The following is a 16,800-nucleotide window of genomic DNA, read 5'->3' on the forward strand; positions in this document are numbered from 1 at the left end:
TTAATGGCTAATTGCCTGTTAAATCTGGGAAGACTAAATACAGATTCCATAAGCCGATCCCCAGATATGAGTTACTGCTTGAATCCAGACTGCCAGAATCCCCAAAACTTAGATGGAAGAAAGTATTGTCTCGTCTGTGGCTCCAAGTTGCTACTCAAAGACCAATATCAAGCAATTAAACCAATCGGCAATGGTGGTTTTGGACGCACCTTTTTGGCAGAAGATGCCAATCGTCTCAATGCCCTTTGCGTGGCAGTTTTTTCCTCTGCCCCACATACAAGGCAATATTGAGGCAATGGCAAAGGCTACTTTATTGTTCAAGCAAGAAGCCAGACAGTTATTAGAACTAGGGGAGAAACATCCCCAAATTCCAACTTTATTCGGTTATTTTGAACAAGAACAACGCTTGTACTTGGTACAACAGCATATTGACGGGCAAGATTTAGAAAAAGAATTAGAACAGCAAGGATCGTTTAACGAAGAACAAATTCGGGCGCTGATGCAGAGTTTACTGCCCGTACTGCAATTCATTCACCATTGCGATGTGATTCATCGGGATATTAAACCGACAAATATTCTACGTCAAAAAGTTGATAACAAATTTGTCTTAATCGATTTTGGCGTAGCAAAACAACTTGCTGGGACGAGTATCTCTGCTGCTAGTACCAAACCAGGAACCGAAGGATATGCCCCCATCGAACAACTGCGCGGTGGAAGGGCATTCCCCGCCAGCGATATTTACAGCTTGGGTGTCACCTGCATTCGCCTGATGACAAATGCAGAACTAGACGAAATCTACAATCCTTTAGAAGGAAACTGGATGTGGCGACCCTATTTGCAGCAAAGGGGTATTGATGTTTCAGACCGATTAAGTGACATTCTCGATCGCATGTTGCAAGAGTACGTCCAGCGTCGCTATCAATCGGCGGAAGAGGTACTCAAAGACCTCAGCGAACCAATTGTCGCACCAGCAACCGCAGCAGCACCGCCACCGCCACCACCACCGCCACCGCCACCGCCACCGCCACCGCCACCTGTAGAAATTAAAAATTGGCAGTGCGTGCATACTTTAACCGGACATTCAGGACAGATTAGAGCAGTTGCCATTAGCCCAGATGGACAGTTAGTCGCTAGTGGCAGTGCAGACAAAACCATTAATATCTGGGAGTTGGATAGCGGTAGTTTAGTTTACTCTCTTAGAGACCATAGCAACTGGGTACGGGGATTGACTTTTAGTCCTGACGGTAAATCTCTCGTTAGTTGCAGTGCCGATAAAACTGTCAAGATCTGGAACGTGAATAGTGGCAAACTGATTCAAACTCTAGCCGGACACGCGAATGGAGTCAGCGCGATCGCGACAAGTCGTGATGGTAGGGTAATTTTTAGCGGAAGTGACGATGGCACAGTGAAGTTGTGGGATTTATATACAGGTAATCTCATGTACACCTTGACAGGACACTCCGGTTATGTATTGTCAGTTGCCAATAGTCCAGATGGCAAAGTGTTAGCTGGAGGTTGCGGCGAAGTTATTCGTTTGTGGGACTTATACAAAGAAAAATGGATGGGCGATCTGACGGGACATTCTGGATGGGTGCGATCGATTGTTTTTAGTAAAGATGGACGCACCATCGTCTCTGGCAGCGAAGATGGCACGATTAAGATGTGGCATGATAGTAAGCTAACTCACACGCTTGAAGGTCATACCAGCCGTGTCAGCGGTGTTGCTTTAAGTCCGTTGGGGAAAATTATTGTCAGTGGTAGTGGCGATAAAACGCTCAAAGTTTGGCAATCTGAAAATGGTAAGTTTGTCAAAACTATCGGCAGCCATGATGATGCCATTTGGTCAATTGCTCTGAGTCCTGACGAACAGGCGATCGCTTCTGGTAGTGCTGACAGCACTGTAAAAATTTGGCAATGTCACTAAACTAAGAGTTATGGAGACGCGACACGTTGTGTCTCTGCAACGTGTTTCCGTGCTATCCATGCCCAAAAAGCAAAAATTCCCCTATCTCGTTGGTTCCAAATGGACTTCCCAGCAAAAAATGTTCGGCTGGAGGCACTTTCAAGTGGTCAATCGCAAAAATCAAGGCAAGTGGGTGTTTGCGGAAATGGTCGCCGCCTGCGATCCTGAAGCCAGGTTTTGGATCAATGCGAATTTGCTAAAGGATCGTTCCCAGTGGCTGGCTGGCTGGCAATCTCTACAAGAGATGGCAGAATTAGCTGCTACAGTTGATTGATATTTTTTGTTTCGACGCAAAGATTTTAGGTAAACCTGTTGTAGATCCGCGTGGGGTGGGGGCGGGTTTATAGATATTTTGTGTTGAGGTATGAATATTTTTGGTGAACCCGCCCCTACGATCGTTGCGAATTTTGATACAATTTGTCTTGCTGCCAGGATAACGGGTTATCCATAATATATTTTCTGATATTTTGTAATGCTATGTCGTCTCGAATAATATGTTCGTAGTAATTTCGCTGCCATACAGGAACACCAGTTGTACGCCGTAACTGATTAATCCGCGTAGCTGAAGCAGTTTTGAATCCTTGAATAATTTCCGGTAAGCCGCAGTATTTAGCAGATTTCGATTTGGCATCATCACCGTATACTGTAGGGGTGGGTTCATCAGCAATATTTGTATTCCCCACACAAAGGCTTTCCAAACCTGCCCCCACCCCATGCGGATCTAGCAACCAAATAATTCCATGTACGTGATTCGGCATGGTAACAAAAGCATCCAGTTGGATGTCAGAATAACGCCTCATCAAATCGAACCAATTATATTGAATAACTTCGCCATATCGATTTGAACGCATTTTTTTATCTATAATTTCACCAAATAAACATACTTTTTGCCACGCACAAATAGTGATAAAGTATGCACCTGGTTGAGTATAGTCGTATCCCTTGAGGCGAATTGAACGGCGATGATGTTTTTGCGGATCGTATTTCATAATGCCTTGTAAGGGGAGATTTCGTAGGATGGGGCTGGTTTAGTAATATTTTTGTTTATATACAAATATTTTTAGTGAACCCGCCCCTACAAGATTCAAATATTAAATTTCGCAAATCTGAGCGCGAGAAAATAATTGTTGCCACCACTCTTTTGTATATTGTTGGCTACCATTATAAATCGTATTGAACGTCACCAGAAACAGACACACAAATCCACTAATAAAATACGAACTTGAAAAGCCTAAAATAGTAATGACAAATAGAGTAAATAAGAATAATAAAATCATCGAGGCTATAACTGAGAGAAAAGAGTAACGTCTACCAGGTAGCGCAGTTGGAAGATGTCCCGCTGGAGCATCTAGAGTAAAATTAAAGTCACTGTATGCAATCCAAGTTTTAACAAAACTACTATCATACTTCACTCGCCATCCAACGCGATCGCCAAATGCACGCCAGACATTACTGTCAGATTTACTTGTACCTCCAATACTTTGCCAAATTTGCTTTTTGACTCTAAAGCCAAAGTGACCGTTACTATATACCATCCAGAGTTGGTCGATGATATGAAGATGAGTAGATGGAAAATTTTTAATATCTTGCTCGCTAAGAAAAGCTTGTTTTTCTCTGCCAACTATTTGCAGCATTATAGATAGAGTTTCTTTGTCTGCTTCCTGCCAATTTCCTATTAAAAGTAATTCTTGTAGCCTTCGATAGCTAAATTTTCTAGCACGATCGGATTCTGATATTTTTAAATTTAAAAGAAGTTGTATTGTGTTATGATAACTCTCTACATCGTTCGCTCTTAAATATAAGCCAGCAGCTTGCTTGAAATCATAAAAAGCCTTTTGTTTATCCCTAAGCTTTGAATATGCGATACCCCGAAATTTGAAAGCCGCACTGTAATTGGGATTAGACCTGATTGCAAGATTAAAATCATCAATTGATTCTTGATATTGTCCTCTTCTTGCCTTATCCATTCCCTGTTCAAAACAAGTTTCAGTCTAATAAGAATTAGATTGGCGAGTTTTCTGCGAGTCCGACCGCTCATCTGTAGAACTAGCAGAACTAGAGGAATGAGTATTCGCTGAAGCACTAAATGTAGAAGACTTCAGCACTTCGTAGGCTTCATTAATTTTCTTCAATTCCTCTTGCGCCTTTTCTTGTAGGCGAGGATTGTGGGAAAAGCGATCGGGATGCCAAACCATAGTTAAGTCCCGATAAGCCTGCTTGACTTGCTCCAAAGTTACCCCTGGTTGAAGCCCAAGGATTTCGTAACACCGATTAATATGATTCATAGAAGGACAGCATAGGTAGCTCTCTACTTAAGCTTTCCCAAAATTTGGACGATGTGATTCGCTATACTCCAAAATGAGAGTAGAAGCATTCTTAGCCACTTGTTGGAATCCTGTTTATGACATCCTATGCAACCTCCTCGGCTAAAGCCGAAATGAGCGAATTGCGGCGACTCAAGGGTATACTGCCCCCAGAACTGCAAAGTTGGGTAACTGTCGAAGGAACGACGGAAGTTAACCCACCCCTGATTCGGAGTGAAGAAATTGGCAGCGATCAGGTGGAAATTCAAATCGATCTGATTAAGTGGGATGCGCTGGCGATCGATCAGCGGAATCTGCTATTTTGGCACGAAGTGGCGCGAATTCAAAATGACACCATTCCCAAAGATGGTTGGGAAATGGCAGCGCTGGCAATTGGTTTGGGTGGCGCGGTAGGCGAACTTTGGGTACAGGATGGTTTGTTATTGTTGCTAGCAGTGGCGCTGTGCGGCGTGTCGGGATATCGGCTGTATCAAAAGAATAATGGCGAAAAGCAGGTCAAAGAGGCAATAGAGGCAGACGAAAAGGCGATCGCCTTGGCAACTCGTTTCGGTTATACTCTGCCCAATGCATACAAGAGTCTTGGTAGTGCTTTAAAAACTTTAATCGAGCAAGCACCAGGCAAGCGGCAAAAAGCGAAATATGAAGGTCGCTTGCAGGCACTCAAGCGTAGTGCTAACAAGGCAAAAGCCAAAACGAAAGCCGCATCAGATGACATGATGTAGTTGTAGGGACGCGAAATTTCGCGTCTTTATAGCTGGTTCAGCATTTTGTGAGTTTGGGGAATAACGCGGACTTGTTTGAGTTCTTGTTTCATTAGCGCTTGCCAATGCAATACTTGTGCTGGAGTGGGTGCTTGGATGGGAATGCCTCCGAACTGCTGGGATGGTGTAAGTGGGGTAGCGGGTTGTAGAAATACAGGAATTTCTGGGTTGACGGATGCAACTAGTTTAGCTGCCTTGGCTAAGTCTCCGAGATCGGTTTGACTGGAAACGATCGCTTTGATAAATACCTCTATGTCTGCTGGGTAACAGGCTTGCAAAAATTCTGCGTGTTCGTTCCAGCGATCTTCGCCACTGACGCTGGGTAGTTTAATATCCATGCCCACCGAGTCAAGGTAAGGTAGGATGAGTTGCAGTTGTTGCGGACGATGACCTCCCGTTTCGAGATAAATGGGTAGTCCAGTGGCACGACGTACGAGGGGTAAGAATTCTACTAGAAAAGGTGCGTGTAGTAATGGTTCGCCTCCTGTAAGGCTGATGCTATCGTGTAAGCCTGGGGAGTTTTGCCGTTCTATCCAAGTTAATAGAGTATTGAGCGGTACGGGGTTAGGGTGGGTTTCAAAGTCTCGCAGTCCAGGCGATCGCTCGACGCGACATGTTGATGGTACGCTCCAGGTATGGGCGCTATCGCAAAAATGGCAACGTAGATCGCATAGCGCGAACCGGATGAAGATTTGGCGCGTGCCGACGTTTAATCCTTCGCCTTGAATGGCGGAGAAGATTTCGATGAGACGGGCGGTTGTCATGGGTCAGAATGGGGCAGTAGCGTAAAAGTTAAAGTTTTAAATTAGGTCGCGCAAAGACGAGCCAGCACCGTGCGGGGGTGCCTCCCGTTGAGGTGACTGGCGTAGCAAAGGCGCAAAGGTACAAAGATAGATTTTCGTTCTCGCTCCTAATTAATGGGCTTCGCTACAATGAGATTGGGAATTGAGTCGAGATTAACTCTCTTATTGTGCTAAATCTCAACCATAGCTCGGAGTACATTACGGTCAAGCGCGAACGGGTTTTAAGCTGGCTGTCAGAACACGTACCGCAGTCCCGCATCGACCATATTCTTAGGGTAGAGCAGATGGCGGTGGAGTTGGCTGAGCATCACCGTCAAAATGTGGAGAAGGCGGCGATGTCGGGGCTAATGCACGACTTGGCAAAATATTTTAAGCCCGCTAAGCTGCTGGAAATGGCGCGTGTTGAGGGGTTAGAGATCGATCCCGTGATGGAATTACATCCTCATTTGTTACATGCCGATGTCAGCGCGATCGTTGCTAGAGATACTTTTGGGGTGCAAGATGAAGAAGTATTGCAGGCGATCGCCAATCATACTTTGGGCAGACCAGAAATGACGGAATTGAGCTGTATCGTGTTTTTAGCGGATAGCATTGAGCCAGGTAGAGGCGATACCCCTGAGTTACAAGCTTTACGACAGATGAGTTATCAAAATTTATCTCAAGCTGTTTGGCGTACCTGCGATTATTCTTTAAAATTTTTAATAGAGACTCATTGTTTAATTCATCCACGCACGATCGCGACTCGAAATTGGTTTCTTAACTGGGTAAAAAGCAAGCACCACTCTCCGCACATGCTTAAATGAAGAAATAGTTTCGCTCTGTCTGAAGTTGTACATTTGACAATTATTATGAGCATAGTTGCTCTTTTGTTTTAGATAATTGATTTGTCAAACATAGCTCGCAAAATGAGGTTTAATGTCTGAATATACCCAAGCAAATTCAATCTCTCAGTCCGCTTTTCTGAACTCTAGTAAAGTCAGTGCTACTCATGCCGATGAGAGTCGGAAATTAGCCTTGGCAATTGCGGAGGCTGCTGCCGATCGCAAAGCAGGCGATATTGTCCTGTTGCATGTCGCTGATGTTTCTTACTTAGCCGATTACTTCGCAATTGTCACAGGATATTCTAGGGTACAGGTAAGGGCGATCGCAGATGCAATTGAGGATAAAGTTGTCAAAGAATGGCATAGAAAGCTACTGCGGACGGAAGGCAAGAATGAAGGGACTTGGGTGTTACAAGACTATGGCGATGTCTTGGTTCATATTATGATGCCCAGCGAACGAGAGTTTTATAATCTAGAAGCATTCTGGGGTCATGCCGAACGGATCGATTTTCCAACCGCCAGCGGCGATGGGAGAACAACAAAATGATGGAATCACCTGTTTCTGTCTGTCCAGTTCCTGACGAACAACAACCGCTCAATGAATACGAACAGCTCAAATCATCCGGTTTTTTTCGGACTGCCACTTTAGAATTACGGCAGTATGTTGGCAAACTACTGTGGGTTTGGGGGTGGTCGTGGATAGTGGCGGGACCGATTGCCGCTGCTAGTTTTCCACCCATCAAACACGCAACCCAATTCTTGCTATGCGGCACGCTGGGCGCGAGTCTGGGGGTAATTTTAGCAGTTGCCCGGATGTACCTCGGTTGGTCTTACGTGCGCGATCGCCTGATGAATCAGACGATCTTTTATGAGGAAACAGGTTGGTACGACGGTCAAAACTGGACGAAACCACTAGAAATTCTGACCCGCGATCGGCTCATTGTCAGCTACCAAGTTAAACCAATCCTACAAAGACTCCGCCGCACTTTTGCTTGGCTGGGTCTATTTCTCCTGTCTGGGGGCTTAATCTGGTATTTTTTATAAATCGATAATGGGTAATAGGTAATGGGAAGTCAAAAGTCAAAAGTTAAAAGTCAAAATTTGCCTCTTGCCTAACTCACCAACTACCAATCACCAATTATCAAATTACCAAAAAGGTGATACATTCTAACCCATGACAAGGGGAAAAAGAACTCAAGCCGCAGAACTGGAAGTCCGGTTGCTGCGGGAAGGGATCGTCGAATCGATCCATCACGTCCAAGCAGTTGTCTGTGACAACCGAGGACGGGTGCTATCTGTGGCTGGCAATGCGGAAACAGCAACTTTCGTGCGTTCTGCTCTCAAGCCATTTCAAGCACTAGGCGTGACAACAACAGGCACTTTAGAACGCTACAATCTCACAGATCGAGATTTAGCGATTATTTGTAGTTCGCATAAAGCTGCGATCGCCCAAGTGCGACAAGTCTTTAATATTCTTTGGCGAGCAGATATCGAGCCCTCGGCATTGCAATGTCCCACGCCTGCGGGTAAGCGCAGCCCCCTAGAATACAATTGTTCTGGCAAACATGCGGGAATGTTAGCCGTGTGTCAGCAACGCCGTTGGGCGCTCAATAGCTATCTCCAACGCAACCACCCCGTACAGCAGTTAATTCTGACTAAAGTAGCTGAAATGCTGCGGATGCCTGCTGAGGAATTTATCTGCGCTCACGATGATTGTGGTGCGCCTACCTATTTTATGCAGTTGGGACAAATGGCAGCTTTATACGCTCAGCTTGCTTCTGGTAGCAGCTTGGATCTGGAACGGATCGTGCGTGCTATGACCTATCATCCCACCTTGATTGCAGGGGAAGGAGAATTCGACACGGAAATCATGCGTCTGACGCAAGGGGAACTCGTTAGTAAGGCGGGTGCAGAAGGCGTGCAGTGTATTGGTAGAGTCGGCGAGGGAATGGGGTTGGCAATCAAGGCGATCGACGGTTCTAAACGCGCTAAACACGCTGTAGCGATTCACTTGCTCAAGCAAATGGGTTGGCTCAGTCCCTCAGCCGCAGAAACCCTAGCTGAAAGCTTTATGGAGTTTGGTAAATTCAAGCGCCTAGAGGTTTTAGGAGAATTGTCGCTGTTATAGTTGCAAATTACCAAAACTTATGGTTATACTAGAAAAGTTGACGCGGGATAGAGCAGCCTGGTAGCTCGTCGGGCTCATAACCCGAAGGTCAGTGGTTCAAATCCACTTCCCGCCACCAATTTCAAAAATAAAGCCCTGCACTGTAAAAAGTTGCAGGGTTTTGTTTTAGGTCAAGTATCGCAGGTAACAAGTCGCTTGCCGTCAACCGATCGCAAAGTATAGTAAACTCCGCACGTCCAGAGCCATCTAGAGTGCTATTTTAATGTGGGAAATCATTAGACTAGAGATGTTGCGAGTGTGGCTGGTATGTTGCAGCGTCCAATTTTAATCGGTGGTGTTGGTTTAGCCTTTGCGCTGTGGTTTTTGCAAGGGTGGCGAGAATCTTTAGCGCATCTGGGTGAGTTTAGCTTGATGGGTGCGATCGCCATCATCCTGTGTTTATGGTTATTTGGGAAATATCGCCCCAAACAGCAGGTGCAAGAATTACCCGTCAATCGCGAAACGGTAGAAAAAGCGATCGCGCAAGTACAAGTAGTAGTAGATCGACTGGAAACAGAAAATCACCCTACTCCAGAACTGCGGGAAAAAATTGCCCAGTTAGAAGCGCAGATCGATCGGCAAGAAATTAATTTAGCGATTACTGGTGGTAAATCTGTCGGGAAGACGACTTTGTTACAAGTTCTAGAAACACAGCCACAACAACGAAAGCTGTGTTTGAGCGAGACAGCAGCTTTATTTAGCGAAGTTGAAACTAAAACTGATATAGAAGCTTTGCAAAGAGCGATCGCATCCGATCTGATCTTATTTGTCACAGCGGCAGATTTAACCGATTCAGAATATCAAACTTTACAACAACTATTGGCAGCCCATCAGCGCCTAGTTTTGGTATTTAATAAACAAGACCAATATCTCCCAGACGATCGCGCTGTTATTTTATACTCGCTCCAGCAAAAGATGCAGCCGATGCTAGCAGCAGAAGATGTTGTCGCGATCGCATCTGCACCCAATCCGTTAAAAGTGCGCCAGCATCAAACTGATGGTGCGGTAGAGGAATGGTTGGAACAGCGTTTACCTGAAGTTTCTGCTTTAACACAACGTCTAGAATATATTCTCCAGCAAGAAGCGCAGCAGTTGGTATGGGCAACTACTAAACGCCAAGCTGAAGAATTGAAAGCAGAAGGCAAAGTCATTCTAGATGGAATCAGACGCGATCGCGCCCTCCCTGTTGTAGAACAATACCAATGGATCGCCGCCGCCGCCGCTTTTGCTAACCCAGTTCCAGCTTTAGATTTACTCGCAACAGCAGCAATTAACGCTCAGTTGGTGATGGAATTAGGCACAGTCTACCAGCAAAAGTTTTCGCTAGAGCAAGCGCAAAATGTAGCGGGAACGATGGGTAGTTTGATGTTGAAGTTAGGTTTGGTGGAACTTTCTACTAAAGCCATTAGCACTGTTTTAAAAACTAATGCTGTCACTTTTGTAGCGGGTGGAGCCGTACAGGGAGTCAGCGCCGCTTATTTAACTCGCTTAGCTGGGTGTAGTCTGATCGAATATTTCCAACAACAGGAAGAGGCGATCGATTCAGCGTCAGGGTTGAATTTAGATAAGTTGGGACAGACTTTACAAAATGTGTTTCAACAAAATCAGCAAGTTGCTTTCTTGCAAGGGTTTGTTAAACAGGGATTGGGAAGGTTGTTGCCAGCTCCTCAACCGCAGTTGAATCAATCTTGATTTGTTCGATGTAATACGCAATCCGTAGGGGCGCACAGCTGTGCGCCCCTACATGTTAATTGACTCGACGAAAAATATAGGCAGAGTCAGTCCCAATGCTACCAGCAGAAAGTATAACTCGTTCACCTGAAATATCAACTCTTTTTCCATATGTGCGTGCCACTTCCTTGTAGTCCTGGGGTAAAAGCTTGACTGGCTGCGACCACCAACCTATGCGACTGTTACGCTCAAACACATAGACAGCTTTTTCAACGCGATGTGGCTGAAACCAGTTGGGACTGGCTTTATGTTCTAAAGATACGCCAACCACAATTGAATTGCCATCAATGCCCACACTGCCACCAAAGCCATACTGATGAAACGGTAATACGTCATTTGGCACTAACCTAGCCTGTTTTGACCATTTTCCAGTGGCAGGATTGCGCTCATACACGAAAGCTGCACCCCTATCGCTACTTTCTCCTGGTAAGCCAACCACAGCTGTATTGCTAGAGAGAGCAACAGTTCTTCTGGTGCTAGTATTCTCATTTTTGAATGGGACTAATTGAGCTTGCAATGACCAGCTGCCTGTAGTCGAATTCCGTACAAATACAAATGCAGCAACAGTAGAGTTGCTAGTTATTGTCTTGCTCGGAGTACCCCCGCTGACTATAATCGTATCGCCATCAATCGCCACTGCTTCACCAAAGCCATAGGTTGGGGTATCCGGTGTAAGTTCAGCTTCATAAGACCAACTGCCAGTGCTGGGATGGCGGTGGAAAACGTGAGTTCGTCCTCCTATCCCTACAACCGCTGTATCTCCGCTCAGTGCTACAGATTTAATGGAATACGTGGCTTTGAGGGAATAGGGCAGTGCCAGATGAGATTGTTGCAAAGACCAACTATCCCTAGAGCGAGTAAAGATGTATAGCGGCAAATACTGTAGAACTTCATTTAGAGCTTCTCCTCTAAATGCGTCTGCCGCAACTAGAATAGTGTCTCCATCAATGGCAACCTCAGAACCAAACTCATGATATCCGTCTGCTTGGTTTTTTGGCATCAAGAGTTTGGCACTCAAGGAGCATCTGCTCCCCGAACAGCGATAGACGTAGGCAGCGCCTTCATTTGTCCATCCCATGACTTTTCCGGTTGCACCACTACGGGAAACCTCAGCAGAGATTCTGCCAGCGTTATTGATGTCTGTAAGCTCACCATAGTAAGGAAGCCCAACAACGGCAGTATCGCCAGAGATGGCTACAGCCTGAGCAAATTCGTATTTGCCAGCTTCATTGTCAGAAACCAACTTGGCTTGTTCCACCCACTGAGCCTTGGCTAAAGACGGGGCAACCAAAGCTATTACCGCAGCAATTAGGGCTACTGCTCCCAAAAGATAAAAATATAGTTTTGGCATAATTACCACTAACAACATACAAGTGTATTAGTTCCTTGGAGCCAATATAGCCTGAAATCTTACGTGTTAATACGCTAATACTAGTAGTAAAAAATACACAATTTTTGGAGATCTCAGTCGTGCATTTTGACGAATTTGTTTACTAGCTGGTGTTGGGTGCTGGGCTTGCCAACCTAATTCACTATTTATGGCGGGCGATCGTAAGATACAATAGGTTGGATTTGCTTCAGGCACTTGCATGACAAAAATATATTTAGATACCAGTGCCTATAACCGCCCATTCGACGATCGCACTCAGCCCAAAATTTTTCTCGAATCGCAAGCTGTCACCATCATTCTGCAAATGGTTGAGGCAACAATAGTAGAGTTAGTCAGTTCTTCAGTATTGGAGTATGAGAATAGCCGCAATCCATATCCCATCAGACAGGAAGCCATGAATCGTTATCTCCAAATGGCAAGATTTAGACAAGAAGTGAATGAAGCAATCCGACAAAGAGCCGAGCAATTAGAAGAGAATGGACTCAAGGCAATAGATGCATTGCATATTGCATGTGCTGAGGTAGCTGATAGTGACTACTTCATTACTTGTGACAAGCGGCTTATCAATCGGTGTTCGGGATTGACGATGAAAGTAGTAAATCCAGTTGATTTTGTGTTGGAGACAAATAACAATGATCCAAGTTAAGAGCGAACAACAAGTTTTGCACGAAGGATTACAGATTCTCTTTTCTAAGATGAAGCCATCTGAGGTGTCTCGGTTTTGGGCAGCTTGCAATATTGGCAGCGGCAATTATCTTAAACTCAAGGATGAGCTTTTTGCAGAAGAATCAGTAGCAAGTTTGTACGATAAGATTCTAGAATTTCAGAAATCAAAAAATGTCGAATGAGATTCGAGTTATTGGTAAATTCGCCCCTACAGACAATGTTCGCTTAAGCATTTGTTAGCGTTGGTTGCTGCACTTGCCAACCCAATTCCCTAGCGCGATCGCGGGCTTGTTTTGGTACGTCTGTTGCTACAAAATGTTGGTGGAGCATTTGCACGCTCAGCATGTGGTTGATAATTGCATCTAGTTTTGTCCGTTCTGAATCGGATGTGTTGCTGTCCGCATGTTGTTGTAAAACTTGTTGCACGGCTGCATTATCTAATAACCCAGCAGCTTCGATCGCCTGTTTTGATAAATAATCGTCAGCTAGCGATCGCATGGCTTTTTGCTTGGCTACATCAGTATGCGCTGGAGGAGCCATGAATGCAAACTTTTGTCGTTCGTAAAGGGCTTTGGGTAACAATCCGCGCATGGCTTCGCGCAAGACGAATTTATCTTTTCGCCCTCGAAAACGCAATAAAGGGGGTAACGTCACGGCAAACTCTACTAAATGATGGTCGAGGAATGGCGGACGCGCTTCCATTGAGTTTGCCATATCAACGCGATCGCCTGCCCAACCTAAAACTTGCGACTCAAATTGAGTTTTTGTCCATATATACTGCACTTTGTCAAGGGGATGACGACCTTGAATTTGACTGCGATCGAGGACAGAAGCGATCGCCTCTCCTGGGGAATAATCGCGAGTCGCGGCGCGACGATCTGAGTGCATTAAGCCAGGGACAGAATGAGCCGCAGTTAACCACGACTGAAGACAGCTAGGCGTAAACCCGATTGCGTCTGTCAGCGCCGGATCGTCTAGGGGTTTTTCTGCCAGTAAATTACCTTTGAATATGCGATTGCTTGCTTGTAACCAATCCTCTAAATCCGCTCGTTCTGCGGGAGATGCATCTTGCATTCCATGCAAAATCATATCGAGTCGTAGTTGGGGATAGCCAGCAAATAATTCGTCCGAACCTTCCCCCGTTAAAACAACGCGATAGCCTGCATTGTGGACGTGTTCGCTCAGCAGCATCTTGGCAATTGTAAACGTATTGTAGATACTGCGTTCGGTGTGCCAAATCGCACGGGCAAAATGCTCGTAGAGTTGTCCCCCTTGTACCGTGACGATATCTTGGTCGGCTCCTACAGCCTGCGCCATTTCTTGCGAAATCGCCGTTTCGTCATAATCGCGATCGTCAAAACCAACTGTAAAAGCTTTTACAGGCGACTGTTGACAAGCGGCGGCGACTCCCAAAATCGTACAAGAATCAATTCCACCGGAAAGATAGCAAGCTACAGGTACGTCGGCTTCTAGTTTTAATTGAATTGATTCGATAAAATAGCGACGCAATTCTTCGATATAGAAATCATCAGGTTGCGAAGAGGTGCGATCGCTCAACAAAGGGAAATTTAAATCCCAATAAGTCTTAGTCTGCACCCGTAACTGTCCGTTTTGTCGTTCTACAATTACCATTTGTCCTGGTTGGACGGCGTGAACTCCCTCAAACGCACTTGTACCAGGAACCATCAGTTGCATTAATTGGTGATACAAACCTTGGGAAGATATCTGGCGCTGTACGTCAGGGTGTGCAAAGACAACTTTAATTTCCGAACCAAAGACAAAACTTTCTGGTGTCTGCGCCCAGTATAAAGGTTTTACCCCAAAGCGATCGCGTACCAATGTCAATCGATCTGCTGCTTTTTCGTAAAATGCAAAAGCAAACTCGCCGCGCAGATGGGGTAATGCACCTTCTAATCCGTATCTGTCTGCTAAATGTAATGTTAATTCTGTATCGCTCTTGGTGGCAAAGCGATAACCGCGTGAAGTGAGGTCGGAACGCAGGCGCTTATAATCGTAAAACTCGCCATTGTGGACGATTGTATGCTGACCGTCAGCCGAGACAAATGGCTGTCGTCCTCGTTCGGGATTGAGATCGATGATAGCAAGACGAGCATGGGCAAAGCCAACGCCGCGATTGTCTACCACTTTCCAACCGCATCCATCGGGACCGCGATGACTTTGGATTGCTGCCATCGCTACCAAGACGTTTGGATCGACCGGACGGGACGGATCGCGATTCATTACGCCACCAATGCCACACATGGCTTGTCTCCTGTACTCCGTATACTGCACTCAAATCTGTCTTGGGAGACTATCTTAAGTTTCGAGTGACAGCCTGTAATGTATCTTAGGGAACAGGAATGGGAATTGGTAGTTGGTAGTTGGTATTTCTACTACTCACTGTACGGGCGCACAACTGTGCGCCCCTACCACTACTCACTCGACTAAATAACAAGCAACGTAATGTCCGCCGCCTGCATCTCTAAATTCTGGTTCCTGTCGACTGCATATATCTACAGCGATGGGACAACGGGTGTGAAAGCGACAGCCAGAAGGCGGGTTTGTGGGACTGGGAACGTCGCCTTGGAGGGCAATGCGATCGCGTTTTGCTTCAATTTGCGGATCGGGAATTGGGATAGCTGAGAGTAAGGCTTGAGTATACGGGTGTAAAGGTTTTTCGTAAAGGGCAACGCGATCGGCAAGTTCGACAATTTTACCTAGATACATCACGGCAATGCGATCGGATATATGCCGGACAACGCTTAGATCGTGGGCAATAAATCAATAAGTCAGTCCTAATTCTGCTTGTAGGGATTGCATTAGGTTGACGATTTGGGCTTGAATGGAAACATCAAGCGCCGCGATCGGTTCGTCGCAAACAATAAAATCGGGACGCACGGCTAATGCACGGGCGATGACAATTCGCTGGCGTTGTCCGCCTGAAAATTCATGCGGGTAGCGGTGGATAAACTCTGGAGTTAAGCCCACCATTTCTAATAATTGGTTGACTTGCTGTTGTTTGTCTCGTCCTGTGGCTAAACCAAAAATTTCCAGCGGTTCGCTAACAATATCGCCTACTGTCATACGAGGATTGAGGGATGCATAGGAATATTGAAAAATCATTTGCATCCACTGTCGGATTTGTCGCAACTGTTCGCCTGTAAGCTTGGTTAGTTCTGTATCTTCAAAGTAAACTTGTCCGTGAGTAGGAGGAATTAGCTGTAAAATTGCTCTGCCAGTCGTGCTTTTGCCGCAGCCAGATTCTCCTACAAGTCCTAAAGTTTCTTTTCGTTTCATATCAAAATTCAAGCCATCTACAGCTTTGACCCAGCCGATTTGCTTTTGGAGAATAATACCTTTGTGGATTGGAAAATAAACCTGTAAATCGCGAATTTTGAGTAGCGTCGCGCTTTTTCTATCAGTTTGATTTGCACTGGTTTGAGATTGCACCATCGGTTTTTCCTGCGGTGGATAAACAACTATAGCAATCCAAATTGATTTGTGAGCGTTTCCTATGTAGAGACGTTACATGTAACGTCTCTACATGAGCAATCGATTTCACGAGTTATCTAGGATTGCTATATTTCATCGTTTTGACTGGTAGAAATTCGATTTCTAATGCCAAATTAACTGCTTTTTGGCAATGCAAAGCAGTGGTATCAAACAAGGGTAAATCGGGGAAATCTTCTGGTTCAACCAGTAATGAGATTTCAGTGCAACCTAAAACCATTCCCTGAGCGCCGCGATCGCCTAATTCCTGCATAATCTCGATGTAGATTTGGCGCGATTCATCTTGAATGCTGCGATGAACTAGCTCGTCAAAGATAATGGTATCGATAATCTGACATTGGCGATCGCTCGGTGCGATTAATTCAATATCATGTAATTTGAAGCGATCGCGATAAAAATCTGCTTGCATGACAGGTTTAGTACCCAGTATGCCAACTTTTGTAATGCCCTGCTGTCTAATTTCAGCAGCAGTAACATCAACCATATGAATTAAGGGGATCTCAATGGCTGCTTCAATTTGTGGCGCAACTCGATGTAGAGTGTTCGTAGCCATGACGATAAAATCAGCACCAGCTTGTTCTAGCTTAGAGGCTATTCATAAAGTAAATCTTAAACGAGGCAAAAAGGAGAAAAATCAACTGTAGGATGCTCTATTAAGGATTCA

The 16,800-nt window shown here is 45.3% G+C and carries 18 protein-coding genes, 1 tRNA gene and 1 pseudogene; 12 read left to right on the forward strand and 8 right to left on the reverse strand.

The genetic code is table 11. The features are described 5' to 3' along the window. The first annotated feature begins 66 nt into the window (after nt 1-66). From DSM107010_RS40115 to DSM107010_RS27575, 3 genes are read left to right on the forward strand one after another with little or no spacing between them, the layout of a single operon-like run. Nucleotides 67-291: a 4-Cys prefix domain-containing protein gene (locus DSM107010_RS40115; protein ID WP_181246324.1), complete on the forward strand. Its 225-nt coding sequence runs from the start codon at nt 67-69 to the stop codon at nt 289-291. A 4-nt stretch (nt 292-295) separates the two neighbouring features. Further along, a complete protein-coding gene (locus tag DSM107010_RS27570) occupies nt 296-1,924 on the forward strand; it encodes a serine/threonine-protein kinase (RefSeq protein WP_199755780.1) in 1,629 nt (542 codons plus the stop codon). Between the two features lie 58 nt (nt 1,925-1,982). Then, the gene (locus DSM107010_RS27575; RefSeq protein ID WP_084739202.1) at nt 1,983-2,237 is read left to right on the forward strand and encodes a TIGR02450 family Trp-rich protein; all 255 of its coding nucleotides are present in this window, start codon (nt 1,983-1,985) and stop codon (nt 2,235-2,237) included. Between the two features lie 115 nt (nt 2,238-2,352). Here the strand turns inward: DSM107010_RS27575 and DSM107010_RS27580 are convergent, their stop codons facing one another. From DSM107010_RS27580 to DSM107010_RS27590, 3 genes are all read right to left on the reverse strand, one after another. After that, on the reverse strand, nt 2,353-2,952 hold the full coding sequence (locus DSM107010_RS27580) for a transposase (protein WP_106167247.1): 600 nt from the start codon (nt 2,950-2,952) through the stop codon (nt 2,353-2,355). 102 nt (nt 2,953-3,054) lie between these two features. Beyond that, nucleotides 3,055-3,930 carry a GUN4 domain-containing protein gene (locus DSM107010_RS27585; protein WP_106167248.1) on the reverse strand — a complete coding sequence of 292 codons (876 nt, stop codon included), beginning with the start codon at nt 3,928-3,930 and terminating at the stop codon, nt 3,055-3,057. Nucleotides 3,931-3,954: 24 nt separating this feature from the next. Further along, entirely contained in the window at nt 3,955-4,248 is a 294-nt protein-coding gene (locus DSM107010_RS27590) for a J domain-containing protein (protein WP_106167249.1), read from the reverse strand. Nucleotides 4,249-4,364: 116 nt separating this feature from the next. On the opposite strand from DSM107010_RS27590, the gene DSM107010_RS27595 reads away from it, so the two are divergent. Beyond that, nucleotides 4,365-5,009 carry a DUF3318 domain-containing protein gene (locus tag DSM107010_RS27595; RefSeq protein WP_106167250.1) on the forward strand — a complete coding sequence of 215 codons (645 nt, stop codon included), beginning with the start codon at nt 4,365-4,367 and terminating at the stop codon, nt 5,007-5,009. Nucleotides 5,010-5,035: 26 nt separating this feature from the next. Here DSM107010_RS27595 and DSM107010_RS27600 read toward each other — a convergent pair whose 3' ends face one another. Further along, on the reverse strand, nt 5,036-5,812 hold the full coding sequence (locus DSM107010_RS27600) for a 7-carboxy-7-deazaguanine synthase QueE (protein WP_106167251.1): 777 nt from the start codon (nt 5,810-5,812) through the stop codon (nt 5,036-5,038). 206 nt (nt 5,813-6,018) lie between these two features. Here DSM107010_RS27600 and yqeK point away from each other — a divergent pair, with 206 nt between their 5' ends. From yqeK to DSM107010_RS27630, 6 genes are all read left to right on the forward strand, one after another. After that, nucleotides 6,019-6,654, forward strand: coding sequence for a bis(5'-nucleosyl)-tetraphosphatase (symmetrical) YqeK (gene yqeK, locus DSM107010_RS27605; protein ID WP_015152483.1), 636 nt, complete (start codon nt 6,019-6,021; stop codon nt 6,652-6,654). Nucleotides 6,655-6,766: 112 nt separating this feature from the next. Further along, complete coding sequence (gene rsfS, locus DSM107010_RS27610) at nt 6,767-7,219, forward strand: ribosome silencing factor (protein WP_106167252.1); 453 nt, start codon at nt 6,767-6,769, stop codon at nt 7,217-7,219. Beyond that, nucleotides 7,216-7,716 carry a CGLD27 family protein gene (locus DSM107010_RS27615; protein WP_015152485.1) on the forward strand — a complete coding sequence of 167 codons (501 nt, stop codon included), beginning with the start codon at nt 7,216-7,218 and terminating at the stop codon, nt 7,714-7,716. Before rsfS ends, DSM107010_RS27615 begins: the two co-directional genes overlap by 4 nt. Before the next feature lie 130 nt (nt 7,717-7,846). Then, nucleotides 7,847-8,800, forward strand: coding sequence for an asparaginase (locus DSM107010_RS27620; RefSeq protein ID WP_106167253.1), 954 nt, complete (start codon nt 7,847-7,849; stop codon nt 8,798-8,800). 41 nt (nt 8,801-8,841) lie between these two features. Next, nucleotides 8,842-8,918 (forward strand) — tRNA-Met (locus DSM107010_RS27625). 188 nt (nt 8,919-9,106) lie between these two features. Beyond that, nucleotides 9,107-10,531, forward strand: a complete 1,425-nt coding sequence (locus tag DSM107010_RS27630; RefSeq protein ID WP_106167254.1) for a slr1306 family protein — start codon at nt 9,107-9,109, stop codon at nt 10,529-10,531. Nucleotides 10,532-10,586: 55 nt separating this feature from the next. Here DSM107010_RS27630 and DSM107010_RS27635 read toward each other — a convergent pair whose 3' ends face one another. After that, on the reverse strand, nt 10,587-11,921 hold the full coding sequence (locus DSM107010_RS27635; RefSeq protein WP_158631877.1) for a hypothetical protein: 1,335 nt from the start codon (nt 11,919-11,921) through the stop codon (nt 10,587-10,589). A 238-nt stretch (nt 11,922-12,159) separates the two neighbouring features. Here DSM107010_RS27635 and DSM107010_RS27640 point away from each other — a divergent pair, with 238 nt between their 5' ends. Both DSM107010_RS27640 and DSM107010_RS27645 read left to right on the forward strand, forming a co-directional pair. Then, a complete protein-coding gene (locus DSM107010_RS27640) occupies nt 12,160-12,606 on the forward strand; it encodes a PIN domain-containing protein (protein ID WP_106167256.1) in 447 nt (148 codons plus the stop codon). Next, on the forward strand, nt 12,593-12,808 hold the full coding sequence (locus DSM107010_RS27645) for a hypothetical protein (protein WP_015152490.1): 216 nt from the start codon (nt 12,593-12,595) through the stop codon (nt 12,806-12,808). The genes DSM107010_RS27640 and DSM107010_RS27645 overlap by 14 nt, the downstream gene beginning before the upstream one ends. Before the next feature lie 43 nt (nt 12,809-12,851). On the opposite strand, the gene asnB is transcribed toward DSM107010_RS27645, so the two are convergent. From asnB to DSM107010_RS27660, 3 genes and pseudogenes are all read right to left on the reverse strand, one after another. Beyond that, on the reverse strand, nt 12,852-14,888 hold the full coding sequence (gene asnB / locus DSM107010_RS27650) for an asparagine synthase (glutamine-hydrolyzing) (RefSeq protein WP_106167257.1): 2,037 nt from the start codon (nt 14,886-14,888) through the stop codon (nt 12,852-12,854). Nucleotides 14,889-15,062: 174 nt separating this feature from the next. Further along, nucleotides 15,063-16,079, reverse strand: a pseudogene (locus tag DSM107010_RS27655) (ABC transporter ATP-binding protein). A 112-nt stretch (nt 16,080-16,191) separates the two neighbouring features. Further along, nucleotides 16,192-16,731 carry an aspartate/glutamate racemase family protein gene (locus DSM107010_RS27660; RefSeq protein WP_258183866.1) on the reverse strand — a complete coding sequence of 180 codons (540 nt, stop codon included), beginning with the start codon at nt 16,729-16,731 and terminating at the stop codon, nt 16,192-16,194. Between the last annotated feature and the right edge of the window lie 69 nt (nt 16,732-16,800).

Origin of the sequence: Chroococcidiopsis cubana SAG 39.79, assembly GCF_003991895.1 — a bacterium.
Taxonomy (GTDB): domain Bacteria; phylum Cyanobacteriota; class Cyanobacteriia; order Cyanobacteriales; family Chroococcidiopsidaceae; genus Chroococcidiopsis; species Chroococcidiopsis thermalis.